At 56.4% G+C, this 14,796-nt stretch carries 28 protein-coding genes; 3 read left to right on the top strand and 25 right to left on the bottom strand.

Annotated elements, in window-relative coordinates; genetic code table 11:
* Window position 1: 1 nt before the first annotated feature.
* The 13 genes from FYJ63_RS05070 to FYJ63_RS05130 form a co-directional block, all read right to left on the bottom strand.
* On the bottom strand, window positions 2–580 hold the full coding sequence (locus FYJ63_RS05070) for an adenylate kinase (RefSeq protein WP_154544446.1): 579 nt from the start codon (window positions 578–580) through the stop codon (window positions 2–4).
* A complete protein-coding gene (gene secY, locus FYJ63_RS05075) occupies window positions 577–1,872 on the bottom strand; it encodes a preprotein translocase subunit SecY (protein WP_154544448.1) in 1,296 nt (431 codons plus the stop codon). The genes FYJ63_RS05070 and secY overlap by 4 nt, the downstream gene beginning before the upstream one ends.
* Before the next feature lie 116 nt (window positions 1,873–1,988).
* Window positions 1,989–2,432, bottom strand: a complete 444-nt coding sequence (gene rplO / locus FYJ63_RS05080; RefSeq protein WP_277028523.1) for a 50S ribosomal protein L15 — start codon at window positions 2,430–2,432, stop codon at window positions 1,989–1,991.
* A gap of 245 nt (window positions 2,433–2,677) precedes the next feature.
* The gene (gene rpmD, locus FYJ63_RS05085; RefSeq protein WP_154544452.1) at window positions 2,678–2,863 is read right to left on the bottom strand and encodes a 50S ribosomal protein L30; all 186 of its coding nucleotides are present in this window, start codon (window positions 2,861–2,863) and stop codon (window positions 2,678–2,680) included.
* Window positions 2,863–3,564 (bottom strand): 30S ribosomal protein S5, encoded by a 702-nt coding sequence (gene rpsE / locus FYJ63_RS05090; RefSeq protein WP_154544454.1) that lies wholly within the window; start codon window positions 3,562–3,564, stop codon window positions 2,863–2,865. The genes rpmD and rpsE overlap by 1 nt, the downstream gene beginning before the upstream one ends.
* A 13-nt stretch (window positions 3,565–3,577) precedes the next feature.
* The gene (gene rplR, locus FYJ63_RS05095) at window positions 3,578–3,949 is read right to left on the bottom strand and encodes a 50S ribosomal protein L18 (RefSeq protein WP_154544456.1); all 372 of its coding nucleotides are present in this window, start codon (window positions 3,947–3,949) and stop codon (window positions 3,578–3,580) included.
* 2 nt (window positions 3,950–3,951) lie between these two features.
* The gene (gene rplF, locus FYJ63_RS05100; RefSeq protein ID WP_154544458.1) at window positions 3,952–4,485 is read right to left on the bottom strand and encodes a 50S ribosomal protein L6; all 534 of its coding nucleotides are present in this window, start codon (window positions 4,483–4,485) and stop codon (window positions 3,952–3,954) included.
* 14 nt (window positions 4,486–4,499) lie between these two features.
* Entirely contained in the window at window positions 4,500–4,898 is a 399-nt protein-coding gene (gene rpsH / locus FYJ63_RS05105; RefSeq protein ID WP_154544460.1) for a 30S ribosomal protein S8, read from the bottom strand.
* Window positions 4,899–4,951: 53 nt separating this feature from the next.
* Window positions 4,952–5,137 (bottom strand): type Z 30S ribosomal protein S14, encoded by a 186-nt coding sequence (locus tag FYJ63_RS05110; protein ID WP_004013137.1) that lies wholly within the window; start codon window positions 5,135–5,137, stop codon window positions 4,952–4,954.
* A 4-nt stretch (window positions 5,138–5,141) separates the two neighbouring features.
* Window positions 5,142–5,708 carry a 50S ribosomal protein L5 gene (gene rplE / locus FYJ63_RS05115; RefSeq protein WP_154544462.1) on the bottom strand — a complete coding sequence of 189 codons (567 nt, stop codon included), beginning with the start codon at window positions 5,706–5,708 and terminating at the stop codon, window positions 5,142–5,144.
* The gene (gene rplX / locus FYJ63_RS05120) at window positions 5,708–6,082 is read right to left on the bottom strand and encodes a 50S ribosomal protein L24 (RefSeq protein ID WP_277028478.1); all 375 of its coding nucleotides are present in this window, start codon (window positions 6,080–6,082) and stop codon (window positions 5,708–5,710) included. Before rplX ends, rplE begins: the two co-directional genes overlap by 1 nt.
* Window positions 6,083–6,451, bottom strand: a complete 369-nt coding sequence (gene rplN, locus FYJ63_RS05125; RefSeq protein ID WP_004008332.1) for a 50S ribosomal protein L14 — start codon at window positions 6,449–6,451, stop codon at window positions 6,083–6,085. It abuts the gene before it with no gap.
* Between the two features lie 164 nt (window positions 6,452–6,615).
* On the bottom strand, window positions 6,616–7,791 hold the full coding sequence (locus FYJ63_RS05130) for a MalY/PatB family protein (RefSeq protein ID WP_229769981.1): 1,176 nt from the start codon (window positions 7,789–7,791) through the stop codon (window positions 6,616–6,618).
* Between the two features lie 11 nt (window positions 7,792–7,802).
* Between FYJ63_RS05130 and FYJ63_RS05135 the strand changes: the two genes are divergently transcribed.
* The 3 genes from FYJ63_RS05135 to FYJ63_RS05145 are packed head-to-tail and all read left to right on the top strand — an operon-like array spanning window position 7,803 to window position 8,579.
* Window positions 7,803–8,075, top strand: coding sequence for a hypothetical protein (locus FYJ63_RS05135; protein ID WP_154544464.1), 273 nt, complete (start codon window positions 7,803–7,805; stop codon window positions 8,073–8,075).
* 7 nt (window positions 8,076–8,082) lie between these two features.
* Complete coding sequence (locus tag FYJ63_RS05140) at window positions 8,083–8,280, top strand: hypothetical protein (RefSeq protein ID WP_154544466.1); 198 nt, start codon at window positions 8,083–8,085, stop codon at window positions 8,278–8,280.
* Entirely contained in the window at window positions 8,277–8,579 is a 303-nt protein-coding gene (locus FYJ63_RS05145; protein WP_154544468.1) for a hypothetical protein, read from the top strand. The genes FYJ63_RS05140 and FYJ63_RS05145 overlap by 4 nt, the downstream gene beginning before the upstream one ends.
* Before the next feature lie 69 nt (window positions 8,580–8,648).
* Here FYJ63_RS05145 and FYJ63_RS05150 read toward each other — a convergent pair whose 3' ends face one another.
* The 12 genes from FYJ63_RS05150 to rpsJ all read right to left on the bottom strand — a co-directional run bounded on the left by FYJ63_RS05150 (window position 8,649) and on the right by rpsJ (window position 14,719).
* Window positions 8,649–9,011, bottom strand: a complete 363-nt coding sequence (locus FYJ63_RS05150) for a hypothetical protein (RefSeq protein ID WP_154544470.1) — start codon at window positions 9,009–9,011, stop codon at window positions 8,649–8,651.
* Window positions 9,012–9,185: 174 nt separating this feature from the next.
* A complete protein-coding gene (gene rpsQ, locus FYJ63_RS05155; protein WP_154544472.1) occupies window positions 9,186–9,461 on the bottom strand; it encodes a 30S ribosomal protein S17 in 276 nt (91 codons plus the stop codon).
* A gap of 5 nt (window positions 9,462–9,466) precedes the next feature.
* The gene (gene rpmC / locus FYJ63_RS05160; protein WP_154544474.1) at window positions 9,467–9,703 is read right to left on the bottom strand and encodes a 50S ribosomal protein L29; all 237 of its coding nucleotides are present in this window, start codon (window positions 9,701–9,703) and stop codon (window positions 9,467–9,469) included.
* A gap of 3 nt (window positions 9,704–9,706) precedes the next feature.
* The gene (gene rplP, locus FYJ63_RS05165; RefSeq protein WP_154544476.1) at window positions 9,707–10,123 is read right to left on the bottom strand and encodes a 50S ribosomal protein L16; all 417 of its coding nucleotides are present in this window, start codon (window positions 10,121–10,123) and stop codon (window positions 9,707–9,709) included.
* A gap of 3 nt (window positions 10,124–10,126) precedes the next feature.
* The gene (gene rpsC / locus FYJ63_RS05170; protein WP_154544478.1) at window positions 10,127–10,954 is read right to left on the bottom strand and encodes a 30S ribosomal protein S3; all 828 of its coding nucleotides are present in this window, start codon (window positions 10,952–10,954) and stop codon (window positions 10,127–10,129) included.
* A 2-nt stretch (window positions 10,955–10,956) separates the two neighbouring features.
* On the bottom strand, window positions 10,957–11,634 hold the full coding sequence (gene rplV / locus FYJ63_RS05175; RefSeq protein WP_154544480.1) for a 50S ribosomal protein L22: 678 nt from the start codon (window positions 11,632–11,634) through the stop codon (window positions 10,957–10,959).
* An 18-nt stretch (window positions 11,635–11,652) separates the two neighbouring features.
* Window positions 11,653–11,931 (bottom strand): 30S ribosomal protein S19, encoded by a 279-nt coding sequence (gene rpsS, locus FYJ63_RS05180; RefSeq protein WP_154544482.1) that lies wholly within the window; start codon window positions 11,929–11,931, stop codon window positions 11,653–11,655.
* Between the two features lie 15 nt (window positions 11,932–11,946).
* Complete coding sequence (rplB, locus tag FYJ63_RS05185; protein WP_154544484.1) at window positions 11,947–12,783, bottom strand: 50S ribosomal protein L2; 837 nt, start codon at window positions 12,781–12,783, stop codon at window positions 11,947–11,949.
* A gap of 14 nt (window positions 12,784–12,797) precedes the next feature.
* Window positions 12,798–13,100 (bottom strand): 50S ribosomal protein L23, encoded by a 303-nt coding sequence (gene rplW, locus FYJ63_RS05190; RefSeq protein ID WP_154544486.1) that lies wholly within the window; start codon window positions 13,098–13,100, stop codon window positions 12,798–12,800.
* A complete protein-coding gene (gene rplD / locus FYJ63_RS05195) occupies window positions 13,097–13,741 on the bottom strand; it encodes a 50S ribosomal protein L4 (RefSeq protein WP_154544488.1) in 645 nt (214 codons plus the stop codon). Before rplD ends, rplW begins: the two co-directional genes overlap by 4 nt.
* A gap of 2 nt (window positions 13,742–13,743) precedes the next feature.
* The gene (gene rplC, locus FYJ63_RS05200; protein ID WP_154544490.1) at window positions 13,744–14,400 is read right to left on the bottom strand and encodes a 50S ribosomal protein L3; all 657 of its coding nucleotides are present in this window, start codon (window positions 14,398–14,400) and stop codon (window positions 13,744–13,746) included.
* Between the two features lie 10 nt (window positions 14,401–14,410).
* Complete coding sequence (gene rpsJ, locus FYJ63_RS05205; protein ID WP_154544492.1) at window positions 14,411–14,719, bottom strand: 30S ribosomal protein S10; 309 nt, start codon at window positions 14,717–14,719, stop codon at window positions 14,411–14,413.
* Between the last annotated feature and the right edge of the window lie 77 nt (window positions 14,720–14,796).

The following is a 14,796-nucleotide window of genomic DNA, read 5'->3' on the forward strand; positions in this document are numbered from 1 at the left end:
GCTAGTTCTGGCTCTCTAACTCATCGAGGACTGTGTTAATCCGCTGGGAAATCTCCGGAATAGATCCCACCCCGTCAATCTTGTAGAGGCAACCTTGCAACTCATAAAAATCCAGCACGGGCTTGGTCGATTCGAAGAACACGTCCAGACGGTGCGAAATCACATCCTCCGTGTCATCGGAGCGTCCCTCTACCTCGGCGCGGTGGAGCAATCGCTGCATCACTTCCTCGGAGGGAACATCCAAGTAGAGCGCCCCGTCGAGTTCCGCCCCCGCTTCGCGCAGTTGCGCATTCAAGACTTCGGCTTGGGGGATGGAACGAGGGAAACCGTCCAACAAGAAGCCACCAAGAGCGTCGGCTTGTTGCAAACGATCGCACACAATCCGGTCTGTCACCGAATCGGGAACGAACTCGCCTTTGTCAATGTAGCTAGCAATGAGTTTTCCGAATTCGGTTTGCTGCGCCTTGTGCTGCCGAAAAATATCACCCGTGGAAATCCACGGCACACGAAGACGCTCGGCTATCGTTTTCGCATGTGTGCCCTTCCCCGCCCCGGGAGGACCCATAATGACTAATTTCATGCCATAAATCCTTCATAGTGGTGCTGATGAAGTTGCGCGTTGATGTCCTTCACCGTTTGGAGGCCAACGCCAACAATAATCAGAATTGTAGTCCCACCGAAAGGCAATTGGGGCACGTTCATGGCCACCATTGCAACTTGTGGGATAAGCGCCACTATGGTCAAGTAAGTTGCACCGGCAGTCGTGATGCGGTTCATCACATAATGCAGGTAGTCGGCAGTGGGGCGACCGGCACGCAAACCGGGGACGAAACCGCCGTATTTCTTCATGTTATCCGCGACTTCTTCGGGGTTGAAGGTAATCGAAGTGTAGAAGAAGGCGAACGCGAACGTCAACAATCCGTACAAGACGAGGTAAAGAATCGAGTCGCTGCGGAAGTTGCCACCCAGCCACTGTACCCAGTCGGAGGTTTGATCCCCGAACTGTGCAATCATCATCGGGAGAGACAGAATCGAAGACGCGAAGATAACCGGAATAACGCCGGACATATTAATCTTCAGCGGAATGTAAGTCGTCGTTCCACCGTACATCCGACGTCCCACCATCCGCTTGGCGTACTGTACCGGAATACGACGCATGGACTGTTCCACGTAGACGACCGCGAGGGTCACGAGCAGAATCAGAGCCAAGATGGCGAAGAACTTCTGGATGCCATTGTTGCCTCCGGCAATGGAGAACAGTTTGTTTGGCAAGTTCGCAATGATGGAGGTGAAAATCAAGATGGACATGCCGTTGCCGACGCCCTTTTCGGTGATCAACTCGCCCATCCACATGATGAGACCCGTAGCAGCGGTCATGACCAAAATCTGGAGGACGAAAATCCACACCGAGTCCGAAGGGATAATCTTCGTGTCGGAGACATTGCCGAACAAGGCGCCGGTTCGAGCCGCCGTAATAATGGAAGTCGACTGTAAAACACCCAGGGCAATCGTCAGGTAACGGGTGTACTGGGTCAGTTTAGCCTGTCCGGTTTGGCCTTCTTTATGCAGGTCCTCAAAGCGTGGAATCACTACGCGGAGCAACTGGATAATAATCGAAGCCGTGATGTAAGGCATGATGCCGAGCGCGAAGACCGACAACTGCAGCAACGCGCCACCGGAGAACATATTCACCAAATCCAGCAGGGAGCCATTGTTCTGGACGTCAGCCATCACCCGCTTCAATGCGGCATAGTCCACACCGGGAAGGGGAATAAAGGAACCCCACCGGAACAAAGCCATAATGAACAGGGTAAACAACAGCTTCTTGCGTAGATCAGGCGTTTTGAAAGCCTGAATGAAAGCGGTAAACAAGAGTCCTCCAAATATTTTTCTCTCGCGCTGTTTTTTCTTTTGCTAAACACGTTACACCAAGTTTAGCGTGAGAATAAGGCGAGAGCGGGGTGCCTCGCGACACCCCGCTATTTCGCTTAGCGTGCAGTAAGGCTTCCGCCTTTGGCTTCCACTTTGGCCTTTGCAGACCCTGACCAGGCATCAACGGTCAAATCGAACTTGGCTCCGGCTTCGCCGGTTCCGAGAACTTTGACCTTTTCGCCTTTACGAACCAGCCCTTTGGCCACCAAATCATCAACGGAAAGCGTGCCGCCTTCGGGGAAAGTCTCGGTGAGACGATCCAGATTGATGACCTGATATTCCACATGGAACGGGTTCTTGAAACCGCGCAGTTTCGGTAGGCGCATGTGCATGGGCATCTGGCCACCTTCGAAACGTGCCGGCACCTGATAGCGAGCCTTGGTGCCCTTGGTGCCGCGACCGGCGGTCTTACCCTTGGATCCCTCACCGCGACCAACCCGCATCTTCGGCTTGTTGGAACCTGGGGCGGGGCGAAGATCGTGGAGGTAGGTAACCCTCACTTCTTCGCTCGCTGCGGCATCCTTGGCAGCCGGTTTCTTAGTTGCGGTCTTCGCGGCAGAAGTTGTCTTCGCTGCCGGCTTGTCCGCGGCTTTCGCCGGAGACTTAGTAGCAGGAGCCTTTGCTTCAGTCTCTTTAGCTTCGGGAGCTTCGGAGGCCTTCCCTGCCGGTTTCTTCGCAGCCGTAGTCTTAGCGGCAGTCTTGGCTGCCGGCTTCTTCTCTTCTGGAGTTTCTTCTTCAGCCATGGTTAGTCAATCTCCTCCACGGTGACCAGGTGGCGCACCTTCTGAGCCTGGCCGCGCACGGCCGGGTTGTCCGGGCGCACCACGGACTGACGGATTTTCTTCAGGCCCAAGGCTTCCATCGTCGCCCGCTGATCTTTCGGGGTTCCGATAACGCTCTTGACCTGGGTAATCTTCAGGTTCTTTGCCATTACGCACTCACTCCTTGAGCCGCAGCCTCGGCTTCGGCTTTCTCAACTTCGGCGCGCACTTCGGCTTCGCCTTCCGCGCGAGCCCGCAACATACCGGCAGGAGCCACGCGTTCGAGCGGCAAACCGCGACGGGCCGCCACCGCTTCGGGCTGTTCGAGTTGCTTCAACGCTGCGACGGCACCACGCACGATGTTGATGGCATTTGATGAACCGAGGGACTTCGACAACACGTCGTGAACCCCAGCACATTCCATCAAAGCACGCACCGGACCGCCGGCGATAACGCCAGTACCGGGGGAAGCCGGACGCAGCAAAACGACGCCCGCAGCATCCTCGCCCAATACTTCGTGGACAATCGTGCGGCGAATCATCGGGACGGAGAAGAAGTTCTTCTTGGCTTCCTCCACGCCCTTGGCAATAGCGGCCGGAACTTCCTTAGCCTTGCCGTAGCCAACGCCGACAGTGCCTTCACCGTCGCCCACCACGACCAAAGCGCAGAAGGAGAAGTTACGACCACCCTTCACAACCTTGGCCACGCGGTTGATGGTGACCACACGTTCAATGTATTTATCGTCCGAGTTGCCGCGACGATTATCGCGACGCTCGTCACGCTCACGGCGATTTCCGCGACGCCCCCGACGTTCTTCGCCGGTCTCGACTTCAGCGGTTTCGCCTGTAACTTGCTGTTCTTCTTCAGCCATTTTTCTCTCTTCCTTACAGACTCAGTCCGCCCTCGCGGGCGCCTTCAGCGACAGCCGCAACGCGACCGTGATACATATTTCCACCGCGGTCAAACACGACCGTCTCGATGCCTTGAGCCTTGGCACGCTCGGCAATCAGCTTGCCGACTTCGTTAGCCTTATCAACCTTCTTGTCCTTAGAAGCGCGCAAAGCGTCTTCCATGGTCGAAGCGCTGACCAAGGTCTTACCCTCGTAGTCGTCTACGAGCTGGGCAATCATGTGGCGGTTCGAGCGGGTCACGACCAAGCGCGGCTTAGTCGCAGATCCGAAAATATGCTTGCGCACCCGCTGGTGACGACGCATTCTCGAAATCCGCTTGCCTTTTCCTTTAACGGAATATGCCATGGTTACTTACCTGCCTTTCCGACCTTGCGACGGACATTCTCACCAAGGTAACGCACGCCCTTACCCTTGTAGGGCTCCGGCGGACGAATCTTGCGGATATTCGCCGCGACCTCGCCGACCTGCTGCTTGGAGATACCCTCCACCGTGATGCGGTTGCCTTCCACCTTGAACGTGATGCCCTCCGGGGGTTCCACATTTACCGGATGGGAGAAACCGAGCGCGAATTCGAGTCCCGCGCCTTTCTGGGTGACGCGGTAACCGGTGCCTTGGATTTCCAAGACCTTGGTGTATCCGTTAGTGACACCCTCCACCATGTTGGCGAGCAACGTGCGGGTCAGACCGTGCAAAGAGCGAGACTCGCGCTCCTCGTCGGCACGGGTCACGAGGATTTCGTTACCTTCCACCTTGGCAGTAATCGGATTCGCCACCGTGCGCGTCAAAGTACCCTTCGGGCCCTTCACACTCACTTCTTGGCCGTTGATGTTAACCTCGACTCCGGCGGGGATTTCCACCGGCATTCTACCGATACGTGACATTTCTCAGCCCCTCCTTACCAGATGTAGGCGACTACTTCTCCGCCTACACCCTTGTCGGCTGCTTCACGATCGGTCAACAGGCCGGAAGAAGACGAAATAATCGCTACTCCGAGCCCGCCGAGAACCTTCGGCAGTTTGTTCGATTTTGCATACACCCGCAAACCGGGCTTGGACACGCGCTTCACACCGGAAATCGCGCGTTCACGTTTGGCGCCGTACTTCAAGTTCAGCACCAAGGTCTTGCCGACTCGCGCTTCCTCTACCTGATAGTCCTTGATGTAACCTTCAGTCTGGAGGATATTCGCAATGGCGGCCTTCAATTTCGAGTACGGCATTGACACCGACTCGTGATACGCCGAACTGGCGTTGCGCAGACGCGTCAGCATATCTGCGATGGGATCAGTCATTGTCATTGGGCTTTGGCCCTTTCTGAGGCGGTTTCGAGTTCGACCTGCCCCCTATGTGTTTACCAGGAAGACTTCTTTACGCCGGGGAGCTCGCCCGCATGGGCCATCTCACGCAGGCAGATACGGCACAGGCCAAACTTGCGGTACACCGAGTGAGGGCGACCACAACGCTGGCACCGAGTGTAGGCGCGCACCTTAAACTTCGGTTTACGGGCGGCCTTGTTCTTCAAAGCGGTTTTTGCCATTCTCTTAATCCTCCTTGAACGGGAAGCCGAGGTACTTCAGCAGTGCCCGGCCTTCATCGTCAGTTGAAGCAGTGGTGACAACCGTAATGTCCATGCCACGCACGTGGTCGATGTCATCCTGGTTGATTTCGTGGAACACGGACTGTTCGGTCAAGCCGAAGGTGTAGTTGCCGTGGCCATCAAACTGCTTGGAGGACAGTCCGCGGAAGTCGCGGATTCGCGGCAAAGCAGTGGAAAGCAAGCGGTCGAGAAACTCCCACATGCGGTCGCCACGCAAAGTGACGTGAGCGCCAATGGGGTTGCCTTCACGCAGCTTGAACTGGGCGATAGACTTGCGAGCTTTGTCGATCACTGGCTTCTGGCCGGTGATGGTCGCAAGATCTTTGACTGCGCCTTCAATGAGCTTGTGGTCATGCGCTGCCGCGCCCACGCCCATGTTGACCACGATCTTTTCCAAACCGCCAACCTGGTTCACGTTTTCGTGCTTGAAATCTTTGAGGAGTTGAGCCTTGATTTCTTCGCGGTACTTGGTCTTCAAACGCGGGGTGTAAGTTTCTTCGGTCTCAGCCATTACAGATCCTTCCCGGTTGCCTTAGACACGCGAATACGCACGGTCTTTTCTTTTCCGTCGCGGTCCACAACCTCTTCCCGCATTCCGACGCGAGTGCCCGGAATCTTCTTCGTCGTGTTTCCGAGCTTAGCCTTAGCGGCGGCGGGCTCGTAGTACATGACGTTCGAGATGTGGATAGCGGCTTCTTTGTTTTCGATACCGCCGGTCGGCCCCTGATGGGTACGACCTGCCTTGTTGTGGTGCTTCATCATCATGACGCCTTCGACCACAACGCGCTCGCGCTTCCGGTCGATGCTCAAGATGCGACCGTGTTGACCCTTGTCACGGCCAGAGATAACGACGACCTCATCGCCGACTTTCAGTTTGGCTGCCACTTAGATCACCTCCGGTGCAAGCGAAATAATACGCATGAACTTCTTTTCACGAAGTTCACGCCCGACGGGCCCGAAAATACGGGTGCCACGCGGCTCCTCATCATTTTTGAGGATGACCGCGGCGTTCTCGTCGAAACGAATGTAGGATCCGTCTTTACGACGGGTTTCCTTCTTAGTGCGGACTACGACAGCCTTGACAACTTCACCCTTCTTTACGTTACCGCCAGGAATAGCATCCTTGACGGTCGCGACGATGGTGTCGCCGATGCCGGCGTAGCGTCGCTTCGAGCCGCCCATAACGCGGATGCAAAGGATTTCCTTCGCCCCCGTGTTGTCGGCGACCTTCAGTCGCGACTCCTGCTGAATCATCTTTTCTCCTTCGTCTGGCCGGTTCTCGGTAGAGCCTTGCCGAACGTTGCTAACTTACGGTTGCAAAGGCGCACAAATCTCACCTAGTTTCAGGTAATCATTGGAACCCCTGGCTGACACAGACACATTTGTGAGAGGTCTCAGCCAAAAGCAACCCTCCAAGTCTAGTCTCTCGCGCGCTCACTTGCAAACTGGGTCTCGATGATTTTGAGCGACGCCGCGAGGGCTTCGGGCGTGGTGGCGAGGTTCAGGCGGAAGGCATGCTCGAAGCCGCGACCAAGGTCCGCGCCGTCGTTCACGATCAGTCCGGCTTCTTGAAGCGTCTTCGCGGGGCTCGGACCGAGAATCTCGCCATCGGTTTCCCACCAGGACAGGTACGTCGCCTCCGGCAAATGCACCGTGAGTCGCGAGGGCGTGTCTTTCGGCTCTTTCTCTAGCCATTCGCGTACGGTTTCACGGTTGGCCACGATTTGTGCCTTTACTTCCTGAATCCACTCGCGGGAATCTCGATAGGCTGCCACGGTGGCGTACATACCCCACGGGGTGGCTCCGCTGGCAAAAATCTTCAACGGAGTGGCAAGTTTCTCCCTGAGCTCCGGATCCGGAACAACCCATTGCGCACAGTGCAATCCCGGAATATTCCACCCCTTCGAAGCTGCGGTAGCGCTCACGGTTCTCTGTTTTGTCAGCGGGGAATATTCAGCAAAGGGATGAAATTCCCCTTCCAGTACCAGTGGCGAGTGAATCTCATCGGAAAACACCAAGACCTCGGGATTCCGTTCTAAAATGGTTTCGATTCCCGCAAACTCATCCCTTCCAACACACTTACCCACCGGATTCCAGGGGTTACACAAGACCAACAGTCCTGCCCCACCTTGAAAAGCCTCTGCTATCCCTGCTAAATCCAGCCGATAGTGACCGTCTTCACCCAGGAGACTTTTCACTTCCACGGCAGGATGCCCCTGCCAGGCTGGCATAAACAGGAAAGGCATATAGGCCGGGGTGGGAACCACCACGGGAGCCCCTTCAGGCAGGAGACTCATGGCCGCTTTGAACACCGACAACACATCGGAAGCCACCCCGACCGCCTCCGGAGCGACCTCCCACTTGAAAGTATCGGACCAGAATTCTCGCGCGGCGGCTCCGACTTCCTCGGCAAGCCCTTTCGTCGGGTATCCCGTGAGAGTTTCATCAAGAGCCCACTGCAAGGCCTCGCGCACCGCTGGGGCGATTCCGAAGTCCATCTCAGCCACCCACATTCCGAGTTTTCCTGGGTGGGCTCCCCACTTGAGCCCGTGAGAAGTTTCCAGTTCTTCTAATGACGGTAGCTGATACTGCATAGAGTCATTCTATGGCAAGAAATAACTTACAACACGACCATGGCTTTGGTGGCTGGGATCATCATGATTATGGCTTGCATTTTCGCCTCCGCGGCCACCTCCCCCAACGCCAATCCCTCGTAGGTTTCGGCTGGGCTTTTGTGATGCTCGGCGGTTTTCTAGGATACTTTGGGGTTCACATGGCAACCACCTGGCCACTGGAGCAGATTGACGGAGCATTTTGCTGCAAGGTTGACAACTACACCTTTGGGAAATCCGCAGCTTTCTATGAGATTCTCACTTAAATTGCTGGTGTGGCTATTATCTACGGCGAAGCGGCGAGCCCGAAGCAATAAAACCTTCAACGTGGTGTGTGCGCTGCGAGTGCTGCGGTATGTCGGAGCCATCGGTGGTATGGGTCTGATTGTCATTGGTATAGACGGGATGCACCTCGGAATGTGGCGTCCGCCTACCAGCCTTACCAGCATCCTCAAGAACAAATCATCATGATTCTGGCGATTCTGGGGCTTTTCACCAGCGGGATTACTGCCTTCATCGGTTGGTATATCGGATCAAAAGCCAAGAAAGAAATGGAAGCTCAAGGCATGGCTCCCACTTCTAACCTGAAAAACTGGACCATGGTTTCCATGGTTATCTCCATCATAACCATCGTGGTTGCCGCGATTTCGCTCCTCTTCATAATCGGCGCTTTCGTTCTGATGGCAATTGTTGGTATCGGGGGAATCGCGATGTCCGAGGAACTAGCGCTGGGAGTAACGTCTCTGTCCACGAGTCTCGCGGCAGCCTAGCCATTCTTAAAGTCTAAATTCTTGGGGCGAGTCTTTTGACCCGCCCCAAGAATTTAGAACATTTCCCGCTTACATTCCGGCTACTATGGAGGCGGCAATCAGGCCAGCCATAACCACGAAGAACAAAACGTAGAGCACCAGTAGGACGATCCAGATTATAGAAACCACCTTGGAGACAGTCGTCCAGGTCTTCAACTTCTGGCTCGGTTGCTGACCCTGTGCCAGGGCATCTTTTTGGGCCTTAGAACCGATATACCAACCGATGAAGGCACAGATAGCTACAAAGATACCGACGATCCCTAGAACCATTACGGTGCTATCTTGAGGACCTTCTTGTTGGTAGGCAGGCTGCATCGGCTGGTTCGGCATTGGCTGACCAGGCATCGGCTGTCCGCCAAACTGGTTGTTCGGTTGCGGTGTTTGGTTAGTCATTGATTCACTCCCATAGTAGGCAATAATTGCATTTCTATCCTCACATGGATAGCAGGTCTATGCAAACAAATCGATTCCTAAAAACGGAACATCTCGGTAGGGTTCCTACCGAGATGTTCCTCTACCCAAAGAAAGGCTTGCTCGGGTTAACAAACGAGCCTCTGAGAGATTGTGTTACTTCGCCTTTTCAGCGATTTCCACGAGACGCCAATGCTTGGTGGCGCTCAGCGGACGGGTCTCCATGATGACGACCAAGTCGCCGATACCGGCGGTGTTCTCTTCATCATGAACCTTGACCTTCTTGGTCTTGCGCATAACCTTGCCATAAAGCGGGTGCTTCATGCGGTCTTCGAGCTGAACGACAATGGTCTTGTCCATCTTGTCGGAGACAACATAGCCACGACGCACTTTGCGGTGATTACGCTCCACCTTTTCTGTAACTTCAGCCATTGTGTTTACTCCTTCACGCTCGGCTCGGTGCGGATGCCCAGCTCCCGCTCACGATAGATGGTGTAGATGCGGGCCACATCGCGGCGCACGGCCTTGATCCGCCCGTGATCTTCGAGTTGACCAGTTGCCTGGGCAAAACGCAGATTGAAAAGCTCCTGCTTTGCATCCTTGAGTTTCACCGCCAACTGTTCGTTGTCCATGGCGTCCAAATCATTGGTAGCCAAACCTTTAGAACCGATCATCGATTACTCACCACCTTCGCGCGTTACGAAACGAGTCTTGATCGGCAGCTTATGCTGCGCGCGAGACAACGCTTCCCGGGCCAGATCTTCGGAAACGCCACTGATTTCTAGCAGGACGCGTCCGGGTTTCACCGGTGCCACCCACCATTCCGGGGAGCCTTTACCGGAACCCATACGGGTTTCGGCCGGCTTCTTCGTCAAGGGGCGATCCGGGAAAATATTAATCCAAATCTTGCCACCACGCTTGACGTGACGGGTCACGGCAATACGGGCTGCTTCAATCTGGCGGTTGGTCAGGTAGGCTCCTTCGAGAGCCTGGATACCGTAATCACCGAAAGCGATTTCGGTACCACCCTTGGCATAGCCTTTCCGCCCGGGGCGGTGCTGGCGACGCCATTTAGTACGACGAGGAATCAGCATTGGTTACGCCTCCTTTTCAGTCGTCGCGCTCGCCGCAGCGGTCTCGGGGAGAGCCTCGGGAGCGGTTTCGGTCTTAGTAGTTTCTGCGGCCTGGTCGGCGGGGCGATCGGCACGAGAGCGACGGGTTCCGTGGCGATCCCCGCGGCGTCCCTGACGTCCAGCCTGCTCGGCTTGGAGACGAGAGAACTCGCGTTCGGTCAAGTCGCCCTTGTAGATCCACACCTTGACGCCGATGCGTCCGAAAGTGGTGCGAGCCTCAAAGAAGCCGTAGTCAATGTTCGCGCGCAGAGTGTGCAAGGGCACACGTCCTTCGCGGTAGAACTCGGAGCGGGACATTTCCGCGCCACCCAAGCGACCCGAGCACTGCACGCGGATGCCTTTAGCGCCGGCGCGCTGCGCGGACTGGATGCCCTTGCGCATGGCGCGACGGAAAGACACACGGGCCGAAAGCTGTTCAGCAATCGACTGCGCCACGAGCTGGGCGTCGATATCCGGATTCTTGACTTCACGGATATTCAGCTGCACCTGCTTGCCGGTGAGTTTTTCGAGCTGGGCGCGCAAACGGTCAGCCTCCGCACCGCGACGTCCGATAACGATACCGGGACGAGCCGTGTAGAGATCCACCGAAACGCGGTCACGGGTACGCTCGATTTCCACCTTGGAGATACCGGCGCGCTCGAGCTTGTCTTCCATGAGGCGACGAATCGCCACATCTTCCTTCACGAAATCGCGGTACCGTTGGCCGGGTTTAGTCGAATCGGCAAACCAGCGGGAACGATGTTCCGTCGTGATTCCGAGACGGAATCCAGTGGGGTTAACTTTTTGACCCATACTTACTTCGCTCCCTTCTCAGCGTCGTCCTTAGCAGCCGTCTTGGCCGGGGCCTTCTTCGCAGTCGCGGCCTTGGTCTCCGTTGTCTTCTCAGTCGCCTTCTCAGCGGTCTTAGCCGGAGTCTTCTTGGCGGCAGCGGACTTGGTGGAAGTCGTCTTCGCGGCTGGCTTCTTGGCGGCGGTCTTGGGAGCGGATTCTTCCGCGTCATCCTTAGCAGCCGCAGGCTTCTTAGCCGTCTTGGCAGCCGCGGCCTTAGCCTCGGCGCGCTCGGCGGCTACCGTCTTAGACGTGCGAACTTCCTTCTTCCAAGGTGAAGCGATCTCGCGCTTATCCTCGGCATCACCAACGACCACCGTGAGGTGAGAAGTACGCTTCAAGATGCGAGCCCCGCGTCCCTGGGCGCGAGCGCGGAAACGCTTCATGGTCGGACCGTCGTTGACATAGGCTTCGACAACGAACATTTCATCGACATCGAAGGACTTACCGGCGTTGCGGGCGGCCTGTTCGGCGTTAGCGAGCGCGGAAACGAGAGCCTTGCGAATCGGCACGGCCGGCTTCTGCGGAGCAAACTTCAACAAGTCGAGCGCGCGATTAGCGGACAGACCGCGAACTTCGTTCATGACGCGACGCGCTTTTTGCGGCGTGACGCGGACATAGCGGGAATGAGCTGTTGCTTTCATGATTTACCTCCTCCCGCTTTAGCGGCGTCCTTTCTTGTCGTCTTTAGAGTGGCCGCGGAAGGTACGCGTCGGAGCGAACTCGCCCAACTTGTGACCGACCATGGCTTCGGTGATGAACACCGGCACGTGCTTGCGACCGTCATGGACCGCGATGGTGTGACCCAGGAAGTCCGGGGTAATCATCGAGCGGCGCGACCAAGTCTTAATCACGTTCTTCGTATTGGCCTCGTTTTGCGCGTCCACCTTCTTCTGGAGGTGATCGTCAGCAAAGGGGCCTTTCTTCAAACTGCGTGGCATATTCGAACTCCCCTATCAGCGATTCTTGCCAGACTTACGGCGACGGACAATGTACTGATTCGACGCCTTCTTCTTACTACGGGTTCGACCCTCGGGCTTGCCCCACGGGCTCACCGGATGACGACCACCGGAAGTGCGGCCTTCGCCACCACCGTGCGGGTGATCCACCGGGTTCATGACGACACCGCGAACCTTCGGGCGACGTCCCAACCAGCGGGAACGGCCCGCCTTACCGAGGTCAATGTTGGCCTGGTCAGCATTGCCAACCTCGCCAATCGTCGCGCGGCAGCGCGCATCCACGTTGCGGATTTCGCCGGAAGGCATACGCAACTGCGCCATCTTGCCTTCCTTCGCAACCAACTGCACCGAAGCGCCAGCGGAGCGAGCAATCTTGGCTCCGCCACCGGGACGCAACTCGATAGCGTGGATGGTGGTACCGAGCGGAATATTCTTCAACGGCAAGTTATTGCCGGGTTTGATATCCGCGCCGGGACCCTGCTCAATCGGATCGCCCTTCTTCAACTTCGCCGGAGCGAGAATGTAACGCTTCTCGCCGTCTGCGTAAGAAATCAGGGCAATACGAGCGGTGCGATTCGGATCGTATTCGATCTCGGCCACCTTTGCTGGAATGCCATCCTTGTCGTGACGACGGAAGTCAATCACGCGGTATTGGCGCTTGTGACCTCCACCGCGACGGCGGCTGGTCACGCGACCGAGGTTATTGCGCCCACCGGTTTTGTGGAGCGGACGCAGCAAGGACTTCTCCGGATGATCGCGAGTGATTTCCTCGAAATCAGCCACGGAGGCCCCGCGACGACCCGGGGTGGTCGGCTTGTACTTACGGATTCCCATTTGTTCTCTCCCCCTTAAGCCTGTTGTCCGAAGACGTCGATGGAGCCTTCACGCAAAGTGACGATGGCTCGCTTGGTGTCGTTTCGCTTGCCCCAACCGGTACGGGTACGCACGCGCTTGCCGGTCCGGTTTTGGGTGTTGACGGATTCCACTTTGACCTTGAAGATGGCTTCGATGGCCTGCTTGATTTCCGTCTTATTGGCCTTCGGATCGACCAGGAAAGTGTATTGTCCGTGGTCAATCAGGTTGTAGGACTTCTCACTCACAACCGGCTTCAAAATGATGTCGTGAGGATCTTTTGCTGGTAGCAAGCTCATTTATCTTCCCCTTTCTTCAAGAAGGAATCGAGGGCCGTGGAGGAAAACACCACGTCATCGTTGGCCAACACATCGTAGGTGTTGAGTTCACCAACGAAGAGCGCGTGATGTTCCGCGAGGTTGTTTACACTCAAAGCCACCACGTCATCGACCTCGGGGGTCAAAACGATAAGGGCGCGACGATTGTCAACCACGCCGGTCAAAGCAGCCTTAGCGGCCTTGGTGGACGGGGTTTCGGTGACGCCGAAATCGCTCAAAACGTGGATGCGACCGGCCCGAGCCCGATCGGAAAGCGCCTGGCGGAGAGCCGCGGCCTTCATTTTCTTCGGGGTCTTTTGAGAGTAGTCGCGCGGTTGCGGACCGTGAACGATACCGCCACCAGCAAACTGCGGGGCGCGAATCGAACCCTGACGAGCCCGACCGGTGCCCTTCTGACGGAACGGCTTCTTGCCACCACCGGAAACATCAGCGCGAGTCTTGGTCGCGTGCGTGCCCTGGCGAGCCGCAGCGAGCTGGGCGTTGACGACCTGGTGAACCAAAGGAATGTTCAAGTCGAGGTCGAACACGTCTCCCGGAAGTTCCGCAGTTCCGGTTTTCTTGCCGGACGCATCGAGAATGTCAATATTGCGGGTTTCAGTCATGATTAGTCTCCCTTCACAGCCGAGCGAATCATCACGATGCCACCCTTGGGACCGGGGATAGCGCCGGTCACGACGACCAAGCCCTTATCCGCGTCCACGGCCTGCACCTTCAGGTTCATAATCGTGCGGCGTTCCCCGCCCATACGACCGGCCATGTTCAGGCCCTTGAAGACGCGACCGGGGGTCGCGCAGGCGCCAATAGAACCAGGCTTGCGGTGGTTACGGTGGGAACCGTGAGAGGAAGAAACGCCTTGGAAACCGTGGCGCTTCATCACACCGGCAAAACCCTTGCCCTTGGTGTTTCCGGAAACGTCAACCAAGGATCCCGCCTCGAAAGTGTCAGCCCCAAGTTCTTGGCCGAGCTCATAGGTTTCAGCATCGGTGGTGCGAACTTCCGCCAGGTGACGGCGAGGTTCTACCCCAGATTTGGCGAAGTGTCCCGCCATCGGCTTGGTGACCTTGCGCTCATCCATTTTCCCGAAGCCCAACTGAACCGCGGCATAGCCATCGCGATCCTGAGTACGGACATCGGTTACTACGTTTTTATCTACTTCGACCACGGTCACGGGGATGAGCATGCCATCTTCGTCCCAGACCTGGGTCATTCCAAGTTTTCGCCCGATTAAAGCTTTCACCGGGGCCAGTGTTCCTGTAGTCATTTGGCCCTCCTTACAGCTTAATCTCGATATTCACGTCAGCGGGCAGTTCGAGACGCATCAGCGAATCGACCGCACTCGGCGTGGGGTCAATAATGTCAATAAGGCGCTTGTGGGTGCGAACTTCGAACTGTTCGCGGCTGTCCTTATATTTATGTGGCGACCGAACAACGACATAGACGTTCTTTTCGGTCGGCAGGGGCACAGGTCCGACTACGGTAGCGCCAGCACTGGTTACCGTCTCGACGATTTTCTTCGCCGAGGAGTCGATGACATCGTGATCATACGACTTCAGCCGGATGCGGATTTTTTGTCCCGCCATGGCTTCCAACCTTTCCTCTAACTGGTTCTTCACCGATGCACGCTCTCGGGCGTGTCGCATTTTTTAGTCACAACACG

It is taken from the genome of Mobiluncus porci, from assembly GCF_009695935.1.
Classification (GTDB): Bacteria; Actinomycetota; Actinomycetes; order Actinomycetales; family Actinomycetaceae; genus Mobiluncus; species Mobiluncus porci.

Bases quoted from the DNA above. Each gene is read 5' to 3' on its own strand.
- rpsQ (WP_154544472.1), bottom strand. From the start codon at position 9,461: ATGGCTGAAGTTACAGAAAAGGTGGAGCGTAATCACCGCAAAGTGCGT.
- rplC (WP_154544490.1), bottom strand. From the start codon at position 14,400: ATGACTACAGGAACACTGGCCCCGGTGAAAGCTTTAATCGGGCGAAAA.
- FYJ63_RS05150 (WP_154544470.1), bottom strand. From the start codon at position 9,011: ATGACTAACCAAACACCGCAACCGAACAACCAGTTTGGCGGACAGCCG.
- rpsJ (WP_154544492.1), bottom strand. From the start codon at position 14,719: ATGGCGGGACAAAAAATCCGCATCCGGCTGAAGTCGTATGATCACGAT.
- rpsS (WP_154544482.1), bottom strand. From the start codon at position 11,931: ATGCCACGCAGTTTGAAGAAAGGCCCCTTTGCTGACGATCACCTCCAG.
- rplV (WP_154544480.1), bottom strand. From the start codon at position 11,634: ATGAAAGCAACAGCTCATTCCCGCTATGTCCGCGTCACGCCGCAAAAA.
- rplP (WP_154544476.1), bottom strand. From the start codon at position 10,123: ATGCTGATTCCTCGTCGTACTAAATGGCGTCGCCAGCACCGCCCCGGG.
- FYJ63_RS05130 (WP_229769981.1), bottom strand. From the start codon at position 7,791: ATGCAGTATCAGCTACCGTCATTAGAAGAACTGGAAACTTCTCACGGG.
- rplE (WP_154544462.1), bottom strand. From the start codon at position 5,708: ATGGCTGAGACCGAAGAAACTTACACCCCGCGTTTGAAGACCAAGTAC.
- rplW (WP_154544486.1), bottom strand. From the start codon at position 13,100: ATGAGCTTGCTACCAGCAAAAGATCCTCACGACATCATTTTGAAGCCG.
- rplB (WP_154544484.1), bottom strand. From the start codon at position 12,783: ATGGGAATCCGTAAGTACAAGCCGACCACCCCGGGTCGTCGCGGGGCC.
- rplR (WP_154544456.1), bottom strand. From the start codon at position 3,949: ATGGCATATTCCGTTAAAGGAAAAGGCAAGCGGATTTCGAGAATGCGT.
- FYJ63_RS05070 (WP_154544446.1), bottom strand. From the start codon at position 580: ATGAAATTAGTCATTATGGGTCCTCCCGGGGCGGGGAAGGGCACACAT.
- rpsE (WP_154544454.1), bottom strand. From the start codon at position 3,564: ATGGCTGAAGAAGAACAGCAAGTTACAGGCGAAACCGCTGAAGTCGAG.
- rpmC (WP_154544474.1), bottom strand. From the start codon at position 9,703: ATGATCGGTTCTAAAGGTTTGGCTACCAATGATTTGGACGCCATGGAC.
- rpmD (WP_154544452.1), bottom strand. From the start codon at position 2,863: ATGGCAAAGAACCTGAAGATTACCCAGGTCAAGAGCGTTATCGGAACC.
- rpsC (WP_154544478.1), bottom strand. From the start codon at position 10,954: ATGGGTCAAAAAGTTAACCCCACTGGATTCCGTCTCGGAATCACGACG.
- rplF (WP_154544458.1), bottom strand. From the start codon at position 4,485: ATGTCACGTATCGGTAGAATGCCGGTGGAAATCCCCGCCGGAGTCGAG.
- rplN (WP_004008332.1), bottom strand. From the start codon at position 6,451: ATGATTCAGCAGGAGTCGCGACTGAAGGTCGCCGACAACACGGGGGCG.
- rplD (WP_154544488.1), bottom strand. From the start codon at position 13,741: ATGACTGAAACCCGCAATATTGACATTCTCGATGCGTCCGGCAAGAAA.
- FYJ63_RS05110 (WP_004013137.1), bottom strand. From the start codon at position 5,137: ATGGCAAAAACCGCTTTGAAGAACAAGGCCGCCCGTAAACCGAAGTTT.
- rpsH (WP_154544460.1), bottom strand. From the start codon at position 4,898: ATGACAATGACTGATCCCATCGCAGATATGCTGACGCGTCTGCGCAAC.
- FYJ63_RS05135 (WP_154544464.1), top strand. From the start codon at position 7,803: ATGGCAAGAAATAACTTACAACACGACCATGGCTTTGGTGGCTGGGAT.
- FYJ63_RS05145 (WP_154544468.1), top strand. From the start codon at position 8,277: ATGATTCTGGCGATTCTGGGGCTTTTCACCAGCGGGATTACTGCCTTC.